Here is a 15,571-nt window from a genome sequence, read left to right as displayed (position 1 = left end):
AAATAAAAATGGCAAAATATTCAAGAATTGAAGTCGCTTCCCAAATGAAAGAAAACGGTATGGTTCCGTTGTTTTTTCATTCTGATATCGAATTGAGTAAAAAAGTTTTAAAAGCATGTTACGACGGTGGTTCTAGATTAATGGAATTTACCAGCAGAGGTGATTTTGCACACGAAGTTTTTGGCGCTTTAAACAAATATGCTTTGGCAGAACTTCCAGGAATGATCTTAGGAGTGGGCTCGATTACAGATGCAGCTTCTGCTTCATTGTACATGAGTTTAGGAGCAAATTTTATTGTAACACCAGTTTTTAGAGAAGATATTGCTATCGCTTGTAATCGTAGAAAAGTATTATGGTCACCTGGCTGTGGTACTTTAACAGAAATTGCGAGAGCAGAAGAATTAGGCTGTGAAATTGTAAAATTATTTCCAGCAGATATTTACGGACCAGAATTTATAAAAGCCATAAAAGGACCGTGTCCGTGGACAAACATCATGCCTACAGGAGGTGTTTACCCGACTAAAGAAAGTCTGAGTTCATGGTTAAATGCAGGTGCAACCTGCGTTGGTTTAGGTTCGCAGTTAATTTCAAAAGATATATTAGAAAATAAAGACTTCGACGGATTGACTGCAAAAGTCAGTCAAGTTCTTGACATTATAAAAGAGATTAGAAAATAGATTAAGGGGTAATCATGCCGAACTCCTTATTTTATAAGTTTTTTTTAGATTTTTAGAGATTGTAATTGAACATTACGCTTGAAAAATTTTACCCGCCATTCCTCACAGCAGGTTTTATTTTGCTAATCGGGTGTAATGTTTCATTTACAATTTAAAAGGCAGAAATAAAAAAATAAGGTTTGTAAATGGTTATTTATAACGCATTAAAGAAAATTTAAAATGAAAAAATTAAATAGAATAAATACAGGATTAGAAAAGTTACAGCCAATTAAGGTAGTTCAATTTGGAGAGGGTAACTTTTTAAGAGCCTTTGTTGATTATGCTTTTGACAAACTAAATAAAGAAGTTGATTTTAATGCTGGTATTGCAATAGTGCAGCCTTTGAAAGACGGTATGGTAAATATGATTAATGATCAGGACGGTCTTTATACCTTATTTATGAACGGAATTAAAAAAGGTGAAAAAATACAAGATATTGAGTTAATTACCAATATTGTAAAAACTATAAACCCTTATACTGAATTTGCAAATTATTTGGCTTTAGCCAAAGAAGAAGAACTTCAATTTATTGTTTCTAATACTACAGAAGCTGGAATTGAATTTATTGAAAGTGATACTCCAGACATGCAGCCGCCAGTGTCATTTCCTGCAAAATTGACGGTTTTATTATATGAAAGATTTAAACATTTTAATGGAGATGCTTCTAAAGGAGTTACAATAATTCCTTGTGAATTAATTGATTATAACTCTGAAACACTGAAAAAATATATTTTACAATATGTTGATTTATGGAAATTAGAAGATGCATTTAAAACTTGGGTATCAGATGCTTGTACCTATCACAGTACTTTGGTTGACAGAATTGTTCCTGGATATCCAAGAGCTGAAATTGAAGAATACAATAATAAATTAGATTATGAGGACAATTTAATTGTTGCGGCTGAACCTTTTTTCCTTTGGGCTATTGAGGGCGGAGATGATTTAAAAGCAAAATTGCCATTTCATAAAACAGACTTGAATGTAAAAATCGTTGATGATATACGTCCTTTTAAAATGATTAAAGTTCGTATTTTAAACGGTGCGCACACGGCAATGGTTCCTTTTTCACTTTTACATGGTAATAAATTAGTAATGGAAACTGTTAACGGAGACTTTACTGGAAAATTTGTAAACAGCGTTATTAGTGAAATTAGTGAAACTCTTGATATGGACAAAAATGAAATTACGGCCTATTCTGAGGAAGTAATGGACCGATTTAAAAATCCATTTATCAAACATGCACTTGCTGATATTGCATTAAATTCTGTATCGAAATTCAAAGTAAGAGTTTTGCCTAGTTTATTAGGATATTATAAGGCTAACAAAAAACTGCCTGTTAATTTGACTTTTTCATTAGCGAGTTTAATTCGTTTCTACAAAGGAACGTGGAATGGTGAAAGTTTACCGGTTAAAGATGGTGAAGATATTACAACTTTCTTTAACGGACTTTGGAAATCTGATGATTATGAGAAAATCGCTCGTTTAACATTACAAAATAAAAATTTCTGGGATGAAGATTTAACAGAAATCCCTGGATTAACAAAAGCAATTACAATTGCATTAGAAGAAATTGATGCAAATGGTATTGAAGCTGGCTTCGCTAAGTTTCAAGAAAGAATCAAATAAAAAAACACACAAAAAGAACAAAGAACAAAGGTTAATTATGGCAACGCAGAAAAAATTAATAAAAGTTAATCCTACTGATAACGTAGCGGTAGCTTTGGTAAATCTTACAGCAGGCGAAGTAATTGATTTTGAAGGAGAATCAATTACTGTTGAGTCTGATGTAAAAATGAAACATAAGATTGCAATGGTTCCTTTTAATGTAGGAGACAGAATCATTATGTACGGTGTTTTGGTGGGAAAAGCTAGTGCAAGAATCGAAAAAGGAGGATTGCTTTCTACTTTAAACGTAAAACACGAAAGTGATAAAGTTACTGGTAAAACAGAAACTATTGGCTGGAATGCACCAAATGTTGATAAATGGAAAGATAGAACGTGGCAGGGCTATCATAGAGAAGATGGACAGGTTGGAACAGAAAATGTATGGTTATTTTTTCCGTTAGTTTTTTGTGAAAACAGAAACATCGAAATCTTAAAAGATATCTTTGAGAAAGAGTTGATGAAACCTAAAGAAAACGATTATCAATTGTTGTTGCGTTCTTTAGTAAAATCAGAAACTGGCGGAGCAGGAAATCAAGAAGCGTCAAACGATGCTAACTTGTTCAATAATATCGAAGTTAAATTCATTACACATCAAGGTGGATGCGGTGGAATTCGTCAGGATTCTCACAGTTTAGCGAAGCTTTTGGCTGGTTACGTAAATAATCCAAACGTGGCTGGAGCAACAGTATTAAGTTTAGGATGCCAGAATCTTCAAATTTCAATTTTCAAGGAAGCTTTAGATGCTATTAATCCAAACAGTAAAAAGCCTGTTTTAATTTACGATCAGCAGTCTATTGGAACAATTGAAACCATGTTGAGCAGTGTTGTAAAAGATACTTTTGAAGCGATTAAAAAAGCAAATGAAATAAAAAGACAACCAGCTCCATTATCTAAACTAAGAATTGGTTTAGAATGCGGTGGATCTGACGGATTTTCTGGAATTTCTGCAAACCCAACGTTGGGAGTGTTGTCGGATCATTTAGTTGCTTTAGGAGGAACTACAATTCTTTCTGAATTTCCAGAATTATGCGGCGTAGAACAGGAATTAGTTAATCGTTGTGTAGATGATAAAGATGGAAAACGTTTCTTAGACTTAATGCAGTGGTACGAAAAAACAGTTGTAGATGCAGGTTCAGGATTTGACATGAATCCATCACCAGGAAACATCAAAGACGGTTTAATTACAGATGCAATGAAATCGGCTGGTGCGGCTAAAAAAGGAGGGACTTCACCAATTGTAGGGGTTTACGATTATGGAGAATATATTAATGAAGCAGGCTTTACATTGTTGTGTACTCCCGGAAACGATGTGGAATGTACAACTGCAATGGTAGGTTCTGGAGCAAACATGGTATTGTTTACAACAGGTTTAGGAACTCCGACAGGAAACCCAATTGCACCAGTTGTAAAGATTTCATCAAACACGCAGTTAGCAAATAAAATGTCTGATATTATCGATATTGATACTGGTGGAATTATCACTGGAGAAAAATCAATTGATGAAATGGCCGACGAAATGTTGGAATTTATTATTGATGTTGCCAGCGGAAATATTAAAACTAAAGCAGCAATATTAAATCAAAACGATTTTATTCCTTGGAAAAGAGGGGTTTCGCTTTAAGTTTTTAGGTACTAAGGTACTAAGGAGCAAAGTGACAAAGGTTTATATAGAAGACGCACAATATAGTGCGTCTTTTTTTTGTTAGGTTTATCTGTTGAGAAAGCTCCAGTGGAGCAAAATATTTATAGCATTACAATATTACAAGCAAAAGAAGCTCCAGAGGAGCGACATAAATCTAGGCTGTAGAAAAATATGTCGCTCCTCTGGAGCTTTATGCTGTGAATATTTATTCTTTGCTATAAATATTTTGCTTCTTCGAAGCCTGCATAAAAAAAGCCCATTCTAAAATGAGCTTATATAACTTATATAGGGGAAAAAAATTAAAAATTAGTTTTGGTAGAAGATTTACGAATATGTAATTCTGGTGCAAGAACCACCTTTTTTTCGATTTTAATAGTATCTGTTTTATCGACTTGTTCTAAGAAAACGCGGGCAGACATTCTTCCCATTTCCAATGGTGACTGATCTACAGATGTGATAGATAATTCCATGAATTTTGTAAAAGGCTCATTACTAAAACCAGCCACACAAAAATCGTTTGGAATATTGATATTGCGCTCTTTTAATTCTTGAATAGCTCCTAATGCAGCAAAATCACTCGAAGAAAATATAGCATCGGGAGGAGTTTCTAATTGCAAAAGTTTATCGACTGCTTCTTTTCCAGCATCGACAGCACTTTTGGTGTAAATAACATATTTTTCATTAAACTCTATTCCGTTATCAAGTAAAGCTTGTTTGTATCCTAAGAAACGGTTTTTAAAGATGTCCAGCGATTGATCTCCAGAAAAGTGAGCAATATTTCTACAGCCTTCATCAATCAAATGTTTAGTGGCTAAATAACCTCCTTTAAAGTCGTTAATAGTGACAGAGCTTACGCCATCGATGTGCTTGCTTCTATCAAAAAATATCAGTGGTACATTTTTTTCTAGTACATTTCTAAAAGCGCTGTCATTTTCATCAGAAACGCCAGTTACAGACATCATAATTCCGTCAACCTGCGCATCTACAAGCGTATGAAGATTTTCATTCTCTCTCTTAATACTTTCGTGTGTTTGACAGATAATAACCTGATAGCCATGAGGATAAAGTTCTTCTTCAATTCCCCTGATTACAGACGCAAAGAAATTGCTGTCAATACGCGGTACAATAACTCCGATATTATTACTTCGACCACTTTTTAAAGCCAGCGCCAATTTGTTCTGCTTATAGTTCATCGCCGCTGCGGTTTTAATCACCAGCTCACGTGTAGCCTCCTTAATTTTAGGATTGTTATTTAGTGCTCTAGAAACTGTTGCAGCAGTGATATTTAGTTTTTCAGCAATATCGTAAATAGTTACTTTTTCACTCATTAAAAAAAGTTTTATCGGATTATTTTAGACAAAAATACATTTTTTTTTATTACGCAATATAAAATGTTATCGATTACCATAATTAATAACTAAAACGTTTTATATTTTACAATGATAATAAATTATGTGTTTTTTTAAATTAAATGTAATTATATTTTATAATAAAATTAAATATATAATTTTTTTCTAAATTAATTTGGTGTCTTAGAACAATTTTTCTACTTTCGTGTAATCGATTACACAATTGCTTGCGTTTTCGACTTTAAACAAGAAAATACGACTAAATGATTCCTCCTAAAAACCTCACATTTAATTGGATTGTATTTTTAACTGCTTTTACTGTAGTGGCGGTATCATGCGCAAAGAGAACCTCTTCTGTTTCTTCTAATGCATTGAATCCGTGGAAAAAAATGGATTTGGTTTTAAAAAGTATTCCGCAAACACATTTTTTGGATAAAGTATACAACATAAATGATTTTGGTGCTGTTGCAGATGGAAAAACGCTTAATACGGAAGTTTTTCAAAAAGCAATAAAAGAATGTGCGGCAAACGGAGGCGGGCAGGTTTTGGTTCCAAATGGGAAATATCTAACTGGAGCTATACACTTAGAAAGTAATGTGAACCTGCATTTAGAAGATCACGCTGAGATTCTTTTTAGTTTAAATCCTAAAGATTATCCAATCGTTCATACCTCTTGGGAGGGAACAGAAGTAATGAATTACTCTCCTCTTATTTATGCAAAGAACAAAACCAATATTGCTGTAACTGGAAAAGGTACTTTAAACGGTCAGGCTGACAGCACCAATTGGTGGATTTGGTCTGGCGGAAAAAATTACGGCTGGAAAAAAGGGATTCCGTCTCAAAATGATCCGACAAACCGTGAAGTATTGGTCGATATGGCTGAAAAAGGAGTTCCTGTTGCCGAACGCATTTTTGGTGAAGGAAGATATCTTCGTCCAAATTTTATTGAGTTTTTTGAATGCAATACCGCATTAATCAAAGATGTTACAATCATAAATTCTCCTTTTTGGATTTTGCATCCAATTAAGACAAACAACATGATTATTGATGGCGTAACGGTTAACAGCCATGGGCCAAATAATGACGGCTGTGATCCTGAGTATTCTCAAAATATTGTAATTAAAAACTGCACTTTTAATACTGGCGACGATTGTATTGCAATAAAATCCGGCCGCGATGCCGATGGAAGAAGAGTGGCAATTCCGAGTAAAAATATAATTGTGCAAAACTGTAAAATGATCGACGGCCATGGCGGTGTTGTTATTGGGAGCGAAATTTCCGCAGGTGTAAATAATGTATTTGTTGAAAATTGTGTAATGGACAGTCCCAATCTGGATCGCGCCATTCGTATCAAAACCAACTCTAAAAGGGGTGGCATTATCGAAGATATTTTTGTTAGAAATCTTGAAGTCGGCACTGTTAAAGAATGTGTTTTAAAATTAAACATGTTTTATAATGTATACGGATCACAGACTGGGAATTTTATTCCAACCATTAGAAATGTAAGTTTAGAAAACGTAAATGTGAAAAACGGTGGCAAATACAGCGTTTGGGCAGAAGGATATGCAGCATCTCCAGTGGAAAATATTACCCTTAAAAACGTGAAAATTCAGAAAGTAGATTCTGTTTATTTATTAAAAAACGTAAAAAACATAAATTTTATAAATACCTACATCAATGAGAAAAAAGTAGAATCAATTAAACACTAAACACTATCAATTAACCAAACTTTAAACCAGACTATGAATTTTAAAAAACTATCAAAGAAAAAAGAAAAATACAGCTTTGTATTTTTATTTTTCCTGAATTTACTGCTGTGTAATACAACAAATGCACAGTCAGTACTAATTGAAGGAAAAATTACCGATGCCGCGGGACTATCACTTCCTGGAGTAAATATTCAGGAAAAAGGAACTAAAAACGGAACTTCAACAGATTTTGAAGGAAGTTTTAAAATGAATGTAACTAATCCAAAAGCCACTTTGGTTATTAGTTATTTAGGCTTTCAAACGCAAGAAGTCACTATTGCCGGAAAATCTAAAATTAACGTAAGTCTTGCAGAACAATCCAACTCTCTAAATGAAGTTGTTGTGGTTGGTTATGGCTCTGTTAAAAAAACTGATTTAACAGGATCTATTAGTACAATCAGTGCTGCAACTATTACGGAAAGAAATACTACAAGCCCATTAGAGGCAATTCAAGGAAGTACACCAGGGGTTCAGATTTCATCTGCTTCAGGACGTGCAGGAGACGGATACAAAGTGGTAATCAGAGGAAATAATTCATTAGTTGGATCATCACCATTATATATCGTAGATGGTGTTCCAGTTGATAATATTGACTTTTTGAATCCGCAGGATATTTCTAGAATGGATGTTTTAAAAGATGCCTCTTCGGCAGCAATTTATGGTTCGCGAGGAGCGAGTGGTGTTATTATCGTAACAACAAAAAGCGGTGCGAATGTAAAATCTGGAATCAACGTCACTTTTGATACTTCTTATGGTAATAAAACTGCCGTGAGAATGCCAAAAATGATGAACGGAGCAGAATGGTGGAAATTTCATCAGGTTGCCTATATGAGTGCAACACCTCAAACACAAACGCCTGCGCAATTAGCAGCTTTAGCAGGAAATCAAAGTCCATTATTAGTTTCCCGCGCTAACAACGGTTACAATTTTGACTGGACAGATGCTGTTCTTAAACCAGGTATGACTCAAAACAATTATTTAAATGTTACAGGACGTTCAGATTCTGGTTTGAGCTATAATTTAGGATTTGGTGTTCAAAGCGATGAAGGGCTTATCGAAAATGATTCGACTGATAAGTATTCTTTTAAATTGGGATTGAACCATAAAATCAATGATAAATTTACTACTGGGGCCAACATTACTGTTGCACGTCTTGATACACAATTAGGAAGTGATTTAGCAATGCAGGATGCTTTCAGATTAAGTCCGCTGATGTCGCCTTGGGCTGTAGATGCACAAGGAAATGAGAAAGTGGGAACACTGTTTTTCCTTCCAGGAAAATTAACTTATCCAGATGGTTCATGGGCAATAAACAAAACCAGTACTGTAAACCCATTAATGGAAATTGCCAATTCATCTCAAACAGAAAAAACATGGCAAACAGTTGGAAATGTTTTCTTCCAATACCAGCCTTTAAAATGGCTTTCGTTTAAAACAACATTTGCAGGAGGTATCGAAAACACTGTTACCAGTACAGCTTATAAAGCGCAGACCAATGCAGGTGTAACCTTAAACGGAAAAAATTCTGCATCAATTAAAAACTTCAACAACTTTAACTACACTTGGGATAACCAGATCGATTTAAAACACACATTTAAAGAAGTACATGATTTTAGTGTTTTATTATTACAGAGTTTGTATTCAAATGTTGATGAAACATCTTATTTATATTCTAACAATCAGCCTTTTGATGTTGGATCAAATAATATGGGATCTGGAGTTCAGACGAGTTATAACATAAGTTCTGGATATCAAAAGAACACTTTAAGTTCTTATGCAGTTCGTTTAAATTATACATTTAAAGACAAATATCTTTTAACAGCTTCTACAAGATGGGATGGTTCTTCTGTTTTATCTGAAGGTAATAAATGGCAGAGTTTCCCTTCTGTAGCTTTAGGATGGAAAATTAGCAAAGAATCTTTCTTAGCAAATAGCTCAGTTATTTCAGATTTAAAACTTCGCGCAAGTTTAGGTTATACAGGAAACGACAACGTTGCACCTTATACTTCTCAGGCTTTATTGAATCAGCAGACTTTTTATGCAAATGGAGCGAATGTAGTTTCGGGCTGGCAGTCTGAAAATTTAGCGAATCAAAACTTAACTTGGGAAAAAACACGAGAGTTAAACTTTGGTCTTGATTACGGATTCTTAAATAACAGAATCACAGGTTCTGTAGATGTTTATGACAGATTATCAGATAAATTAATTTATAAACAAGAACTGCCTCTTGAAACAGGTTATAAAAATACATTTTCTAACGTTGGATCTGTTAGTAATAAAGGGGTAGAAGTTCTTTTAACTACAAAAAATATCAAAAGCAAAAATGTAAATTGGGAAACTACTTTCACGTTTACTAAAAACGTAAATAAATTAGAGTCAATTTACAATCAGGATCAAGTAAGTGATATTGGAAACAAATTAATTTTAGGATCTGAATTAAATCCAAACTACAATTACGTTTATGACGGAGTTTGGCAGGAAAGCGAAGCTGCACAAGCTGCGTCATACGGAATGGCTCCAGGGCAGGCAAGACCAAAGGATTTGAACAATGACGGTAAATTCAATCAAGATGATAGAACTGTAATCGGAAATGCTAATCCAGACTGGCAGGGAAGTTTATATTCTAAATTGACCGTTGGTAATTTTGATTTCAATTTCTCAGTTTTAACGAGCCAAGGACAAACAGTTTTAAGTACTTTCCACCAAAACTTTGCTGATGTGAGCGACCGTGGACGTCAGAAATTAGCAATGGATTACTTTATTCCAACAAACGGGACAGGAATTGAGGCTAATGCAAATAATACAAACCCAAGACCAGGGCCTGTAGCTACTGGAGCTGGAGCTTATTGGACTTCTTTATTTGGGTACTACAGAGACGTTTCTTACGTAAAAATTAAAAATATATCTTTAGGATACACATTAGATTCTGAACTATTGAAAAGGCTTAAAATAAGTAATTTAAGAATTTACGTGAATGTTTTAGACCCATTTGTATTTACAGATTTTGATGGATATGATCCTGAATGGGCTGGTGCTGCCTTTGGAGTAAACCGTCCAGCATCAGTGACTACACAATTAGGATTAAGTGTTAAATTTTAATAAGGATATCAAATGAAAAAATTCATCATAATATTAGGAATCATTGCAGGAACCTTAAGTTCTTGCAGTAATTATATCGAAGAAGAAAGTTTGTCAAATGTTCCAGCTGATGGAACTTATAAAACAGCGGCAGGTTTTCAGTTATTAATAAACACAAACTATGCTTGGCTTAAAAGTATTTACGGAGGAAATCCATGGCTTTTTGAAGCAGGAACTGATATGTATGCGGAAGGAAGAACTCCAGAACCAGCAGGTTTGAGCCAGTATACGCTTTTAATTCCGTCCTCAGACAATGTTGCCGATTTGTACAGACCTTGTTATCAGTTAATTCAATCAGTGAATAAAGCAATTTATTATTCAACTGTGACCGAGCAAACTTCTAATTTAAATACACTTTTAGGTGAAGCTAGATTTTTAAGAGCTCAGGCTTATTTTCTATTAGTTCAGACTTATGGTGGTGTGCCAATTGTAAGCGAGAATATTACAAGCCCAGTTTTATCTTTTACAAGAAACAGTGCAGAAGAAGTATACGAACAAATTATTTCAGATTTAGATTTTGCTTTAGCTAATGTTGGAACTGCTGCTTACAGCACATCTGGAAAAGTCAACAAAAGAGCTGTAAACGATTTATTAGCAAAAGTATATTTAACAAGAGGATATGAAACTTTTGGTAAAGCGGATGATTTTTCAAAAGCTGCCGCTTATGCCGATGCTGCAATCGCAGGACAGACTTTAGCTATCGCTTTCGATCAGCTATTTAAACCAGGAAATGATTTAAATGCAGAAACGATTTTTTCTGTACAGTACGACAAAGCTTCAACTAGTACAGATCCGACGAAATTGGGTAACAACCAGTTTTACTATTTCAGTTCTTATTTAGGAGGGGCAGAAACTGGAGCGCCACTAAGAAGTTACAATTTATGTCCTACAGATTATGCACTAGGTTTATACGAAAAAGGTGATGCAAGATGGAATGCTACTTTTATGACAGAAATTTTAGAAGGGCCTGAAACAACAAACGGCGTTACAAAAACTATTTTATATTATCCGTATTACAGAAGTTCAAACCCAGCTTCATTAAAAGTGAGACATTTTTACGAGCCAAAATGGTTTACTCCAGCAGATAAAACAGCTTGGATGACAGCAAATGCTTCTAGGTTAGCTTCAACATTTGTGTACCATCCTTGGGGAGAATACTCTGCAGCACATACGTTAATTAAAAACTTAGACTGCTACACTATTCCAGTTAAGAAATTTGATGATCCCGACCCAACTACTCCTTCTAGCACAGGACCTGTAAGTACAAGAGATATCATTGTAGCAAGATTGGGAGAAACTTATCTTGTAGCTGCTGAAGCCTATTTAAAAGCTGGAAATCCGGGAACTGGATTAGATCGTTTAAACGAAGTGCGCAGAAGAGCAGGAGTAGCCAATGCAACTTTAGCTCAATTTAATATCGACTATATCCTAGACGAAAGAGGAAGAGAGTTATTAGGAGAATACAAACGCTGGTTCGATTTAAAACGTACTGGAACTTTGGTAGCGAGAGCTTCAGCTCATAATTATAAAATAAAAGAAGCAAATTTTGTTGGTGTTGACGGCAAACTTAAAATTTTAAGACCAATACCACAATCTGCTTTAGATTTAAACCAAAATAAAGATTTTCCTCAAAATCCTGGTTATTAGTAATTTTTTTAGTTTTTTGAGAATATTGTTTTTTTGAAGTAGTTAAGAAAGAGTTTGACTATTTGTCAAGCTCTTTCCTTAACTTAAATTAAGAATTGAAATGCAGAAAGTGAGATTAATTTTAATAGTATTTTTTTATGTAATTGCAGTTCAAAGCCAGCAGTACAAGATTGATACGTCTTATACAATTAAAAGTACTTTTACTAAATTGATTAAGAAATATCCATTTATCACAATTCCAGAAATTAAGCCCAATCCAGACGTTACAGAAATGTTTGATTTGGTTTATAATAAGGAACAAGATAGGACATTACATTTTGATGCATTTGTAAATACAAAAAAGAAAAAGAATCCAGTCGTAATAATGATTCATGGCGGAGGATGGAGATCTGGAAATAAAAACCAAATGCAGTTTTTAGGAAAAGAGATCGCATCAAAAGGGTATTCTTGTTTTACCATAGAATATAGATTGTCGCTGGAAGCCAAATATCCAACGGGTGTAGTTGATGTAAAAAATGCAATCAGATTTATAAAAGACAATGCAGGAAAATTTAATGTAGATCCTAATAAAATTGCGGTTTTAGGCTGTTCGTCAGGAGGTCAAATGGCAGCTTTAATAGGAACAACAAATGAAAATCCGATTTTTGAAGATAAAACTTTTAAAAGTAAACATTCATCAAAAGTTAATGCGATTGCCGATGTAGATGGAGTATTAGCATTCAAACATCCAGAATCATCAGAAGGAGATATGGCTGCCTTTTGGCTTGGCGGAAAATCAGATGAAACTCCAGAAAACTGGAAAAATGCCTCTGCATTAACTCATACCGATAAAAATACACCGCCGATATTATACATCTGCAGCAGTATTCCGAGATTTCATGCAGGACGTGATGATATGATTAAAATTTTGAATGAGAATAAAATCTATAATGAAGTGCAGACAATTCCAGATTCGCCGCATTCGTTTTGGTTTTACGAACCTTGGTTTGGACAAACAGTTTCGTACACCGTACGATTTTTAGATAAAATTTTTAAGTAATTTAGAATAAAAATGAAAACCAATACAAACTATGCATAAATCTCTTTCTAAAAAGATTACTATAAAAACCGTAATTATTTTACTGCTTATTTTCGGTGGGAAAACCATAGCTCAGAATCAAAACGATTCAGAAAAAGCTGTTGTTCCTTACGATTTAAAATGGTCCGAAAGAACTGCAATTACCATTTTAAACAAATATCCACAGGCGTGGCAGCTCGACGGAAACGAAAAACCAAAATGGGATTATAAAATGGGATTTGTATTGTCTGGTTTTGAGAAATTATATCAAAAAACAAACGACAAAAAGTATCTGAATTATATCAAAGAGTATTTTGATGGAATGATTGACAGCACTGGAAATATTAAAAAATACGATATCAAAGAATACAATATTGATTATTTAAATCCGGGAAAACTGCTTTTCAATTTATATGACATTACAAAAGATTCCCGCTATTTACAAATTATTGGGAAGCTGCGAAATCAGCTGGAAACACAGCCAAGAACAGCGAGCGGAGGATTTTGGCACAAGCAGATTTATCCAAACCAAATGTGGATTGATGGTTTGTATATGGCAGAACCTTTTTATACGCAGTTTACGGTTAAATATGAAAAGGGAAAAAGTTTAGACGACATCGCTAAACAATTTGAATTGGTTCATAATCATATTGTAGATAAAAAAACAGGTTTAGTTTATCATGCTTGGGATGAAAGTAAAGAAATTGCTTGGGCAGATAAACAAACAGGAACTTCGCCAACGATTTGGGGACGTGGAATAGGATGGTACATGGTTGCACTGGTTGAAACCTTAGATTATTTTCCGAAATCACATCCAAAGTATAAAGTTTTGGTAGAATATTTGAATCAGATTTCAAAGAATGTAAATCAGTACAAAAGTGAATCTGGATTATGGTATCAAGTAGCAGATAAACCAGAACTGTTTGGAAATTATGTTGAACCATCAGCTTCAGGAATGATTATTTATGCTTTTGCTAAGGGCGCTAATAAAGGCTATTTACCCAGCAGTTATAAATCGACAGCTAAAAAATCATTTGACAGTTTCGTAAAAGAATTTGTAAAAGTCGATAAAAAAGGAGAAATAAATATTCTGAATGTTTCTTCGAATGTAGGTTTAGGAGGAAAACCTTTTCGAGACGGAACCAACCAATATTACCTCACGGCAAAACCAAAAGAAAATGGCGCAATAGGCATAGGAGCATTTTTATTGGCCGCAATAGAATTAGAAAAATAAAAGAATTTAAATATATTTTGAAATGAAAAATACTAGAAAACAAAGTTATTTGATGTCGGTTTTAATGATCTGCGTTATGACATTTACAAGTTGTAAAGTAACTTCTCAAGAACCAGCAAAAAAAGATATTGTAATAGGAAAGAATGCGAAGTGGTCAGATAAAATGGCATTAACTTTAATGAAACGCCATCCAGAAGCATATATGCTGGACGATGCTAAAAAACCAAAATGGGATTATGTACATGCTTTAGTTTTACATTCTATCGAAGAATTATACAAAAAAAATCCAGATCCTAGATACAAAGCTTACGTAAGAGGTTACGTAGATGAGTTGGTTCAAGCTGATGGAACTATTAATACATACGAATTTGATAAATACAATATCGATTTGGTTTTGCCAGGGCGTTTGCTTTTTGATGTTTATGAGTCTTCAAAAGAAGATAAATACTTAAAAGCAATGCAGTTAATTCGTAAACAGCTTACAGAACAGCCAAGAACACAAAGCGGCGGATTCTGGCACAAACAAATTTATCCAAATCAAATGTGGTTAGATGGGTTGTATATGGGAGAGCCATTCTACGCAGAATATACAGCTAAATTTGAAAACGGAAAAAGCTTTGATGATATCGCCAAACAATTTGAATTAATTCAGCTTCACGCGACAGATCCAAAAACAGGATTGTTATACCACGGATGGGATGAAAGCAAGCAAATGCCTTGGGCAGATAAACAAACAGGAAATTCTCCAAATTTTTGGTCTAGATCATTAGGATGGTACGTAATGGCTTTGGTTGATGTTTTAGATTATATGCCAAAAGATCATCCAAAACAAAAAGAATTGGTGAAATATCTAAACAATGTTTCGGAAGCATTACTTAAATTTCAGGATAAATCTGGTTTGTGGTATCAAGTTACAGACAAAGTTGATGGAAAAGGAAATTATTTAGAGGCTTCTGGTTCGGCTATGTTTTCGTATGCTTTTGCGAAAGGAGCAAACAAAGGATATTTACCAGCTAAATTTAAAAAATCAGCCAATAAAGCTTTTGACGGATTAACTAAAGTTTTAATCAAAAAAGTAGATGAAGATGGCGGAATCACTTTAACAAACTGCTGCCAAGTTGCAGGTTTGGGAGGAACTCCATATCGTGATGGATCTTACGAATATTATGTAAACGAAAGAAAAAAAGACAACGATCCTAAAGCTACAGGACCTTTTATTTTAGCAGCTTTGGAGTTGAATCGATAATTGTTAATGGTTAATTGTTAATGGTTGATTGTTAATGGTTGATTGTTAATGGTTGATTGTTAATGGTTGATTGTTAATGGTTGATTGTTAATGGTTGATTGTTGATTTTTAATTATTAATTTTTAATTA

General features: G+C 34.1%; 10 protein-coding genes. 9 read left to right on the top strand and 1 reads right to left on the bottom strand.

Annotated elements, in window-relative coordinates; translation table 11 throughout:
- Positions 1–8: 8 nt before the first annotated feature.
- From QMG60_RS18125 to QMG60_RS18115, 3 genes are all read left to right on the top strand, one after another.
- Positions 9–677, top strand: coding sequence for a bifunctional 4-hydroxy-2-oxoglutarate aldolase/2-dehydro-3-deoxy-phosphogluconate aldolase (locus QMG60_RS18125; protein ID WP_057116188.1), 669 nt, complete (start codon positions 9–11; stop codon positions 675–677).
- Between the two features lie 219 nt (positions 678–896).
- Positions 897–2,342 (top strand): tagaturonate reductase, encoded by a 1,446-nt coding sequence (locus tag QMG60_RS18120; RefSeq protein ID WP_281865924.1) that lies wholly within the window; start codon positions 897–899, stop codon positions 2,340–2,342.
- A gap of 37 nt (positions 2,343–2,379) precedes the next feature.
- A complete protein-coding gene (locus QMG60_RS18115; protein ID WP_281865923.1) occupies positions 2,380–4,002 on the top strand; it encodes an altronate dehydratase family protein in 1,623 nt (540 codons plus the stop codon).
- A gap of 320 nt (positions 4,003–4,322) precedes the next feature.
- Here QMG60_RS18115 and QMG60_RS18110 read toward each other — a convergent pair whose 3' ends face one another.
- The gene (locus tag QMG60_RS18110) at positions 4,323–5,351 is read right to left on the bottom strand and encodes a LacI family DNA-binding transcriptional regulator (protein WP_057116185.1); all 1,029 of its coding nucleotides are present in this window, start codon (positions 5,349–5,351) and stop codon (positions 4,323–4,325) included.
- A 284-nt stretch (positions 5,352–5,635) separates the two neighbouring features.
- Between QMG60_RS18110 and QMG60_RS18105 the strand changes: the two genes are divergently transcribed.
- The 6 genes from QMG60_RS18105 to QMG60_RS18080 all read left to right on the top strand — a co-directional run bounded on the left by QMG60_RS18105 (position 5,636) and on the right by QMG60_RS18080 (position 15,442).
- Positions 5,636–7,081, top strand: a complete 1,446-nt coding sequence (locus QMG60_RS18105) for a glycoside hydrolase family 28 protein (RefSeq protein WP_281865922.1) — start codon at positions 5,636–5,638, stop codon at positions 7,079–7,081.
- A 33-nt stretch (positions 7,082–7,114) separates the two neighbouring features.
- Positions 7,115–10,219, top strand: coding sequence for a TonB-dependent receptor (locus QMG60_RS18100; RefSeq protein ID WP_057116183.1), 3,105 nt, complete (start codon positions 7,115–7,117; stop codon positions 10,217–10,219).
- A gap of 12 nt (positions 10,220–10,231) precedes the next feature.
- Complete coding sequence (locus QMG60_RS18095) at positions 10,232–11,905, top strand: RagB/SusD family nutrient uptake outer membrane protein (RefSeq protein WP_281865921.1); 1,674 nt, start codon at positions 10,232–10,234, stop codon at positions 11,903–11,905.
- A gap of 100 nt (positions 11,906–12,005) precedes the next feature.
- On the top strand, positions 12,006–12,944 hold the full coding sequence (locus QMG60_RS18090) for an alpha/beta hydrolase (RefSeq protein WP_281865920.1): 939 nt from the start codon (positions 12,006–12,008) through the stop codon (positions 12,942–12,944).
- Between the two features lie 31 nt (positions 12,945–12,975).
- On the top strand, positions 12,976–14,196 hold the full coding sequence (locus tag QMG60_RS18085; RefSeq protein WP_281865919.1) for a glycoside hydrolase family 88 protein: 1,221 nt from the start codon (positions 12,976–12,978) through the stop codon (positions 14,194–14,196).
- Between the two features lie 22 nt (positions 14,197–14,218).
- Positions 14,219–15,442, top strand: coding sequence for a glycoside hydrolase family 88 protein (locus tag QMG60_RS18080; protein WP_281865918.1), 1,224 nt, complete (start codon positions 14,219–14,221; stop codon positions 15,440–15,442).
- Positions 15,443–15,571: the final 129 nt, after the last annotated feature.

Source organism: Flavobacterium sp. GSB-24, from assembly GCF_027924665.1.
Classification (GTDB): domain Bacteria; phylum Bacteroidota; class Bacteroidia; order Flavobacteriales; family Flavobacteriaceae; genus Flavobacterium.
Note: the sequence above shows the minus strand (reverse complement) of the source record. Positions and strands in the feature narration are given on the sequence as shown.

Coding starts and splice junctions, on each gene's coding strand:
- QMG60_RS18115 (WP_281865923.1), top strand. CDS start 2,380: ATGGCAACGCAGAAAAAATTAATAAAAGTTAATCCTACTGATAACGTA.
- QMG60_RS18110 (WP_057116185.1), bottom strand. CDS start 5,351: ATGAGTGAAAAAGTAACTATTTACGATATTGCTGAAAAACTAAATATC.
- QMG60_RS18085 (WP_281865919.1), top strand. CDS start 12,976: ATGCATAAATCTCTTTCTAAAAAGATTACTATAAAAACCGTAATTATT.
- QMG60_RS18080 (WP_281865918.1), top strand. CDS start 14,219: ATGAAAAATACTAGAAAACAAAGTTATTTGATGTCGGTTTTAATGATC.
- QMG60_RS18125 (WP_057116188.1), top strand. CDS start 9: ATGGCAAAATATTCAAGAATTGAAGTCGCTTCCCAAATGAAAGAAAAC.
- QMG60_RS18105 (WP_281865922.1), top strand. CDS start 5,636: ATGATTCCTCCTAAAAACCTCACATTTAATTGGATTGTATTTTTAACT.
- QMG60_RS18120 (WP_281865924.1), top strand. CDS start 897: ATGAAAAAATTAAATAGAATAAATACAGGATTAGAAAAGTTACAGCCA.
- QMG60_RS18100 (WP_057116183.1), top strand. CDS start 7,115: ATGAATTTTAAAAAACTATCAAAGAAAAAAGAAAAATACAGCTTTGTA.
- QMG60_RS18090 (WP_281865920.1), top strand. CDS start 12,006: ATGCAGAAAGTGAGATTAATTTTAATAGTATTTTTTTATGTAATTGCA.
- QMG60_RS18095 (WP_281865921.1), top strand. CDS start 10,232: ATGAAAAAATTCATCATAATATTAGGAATCATTGCAGGAACCTTAAGT.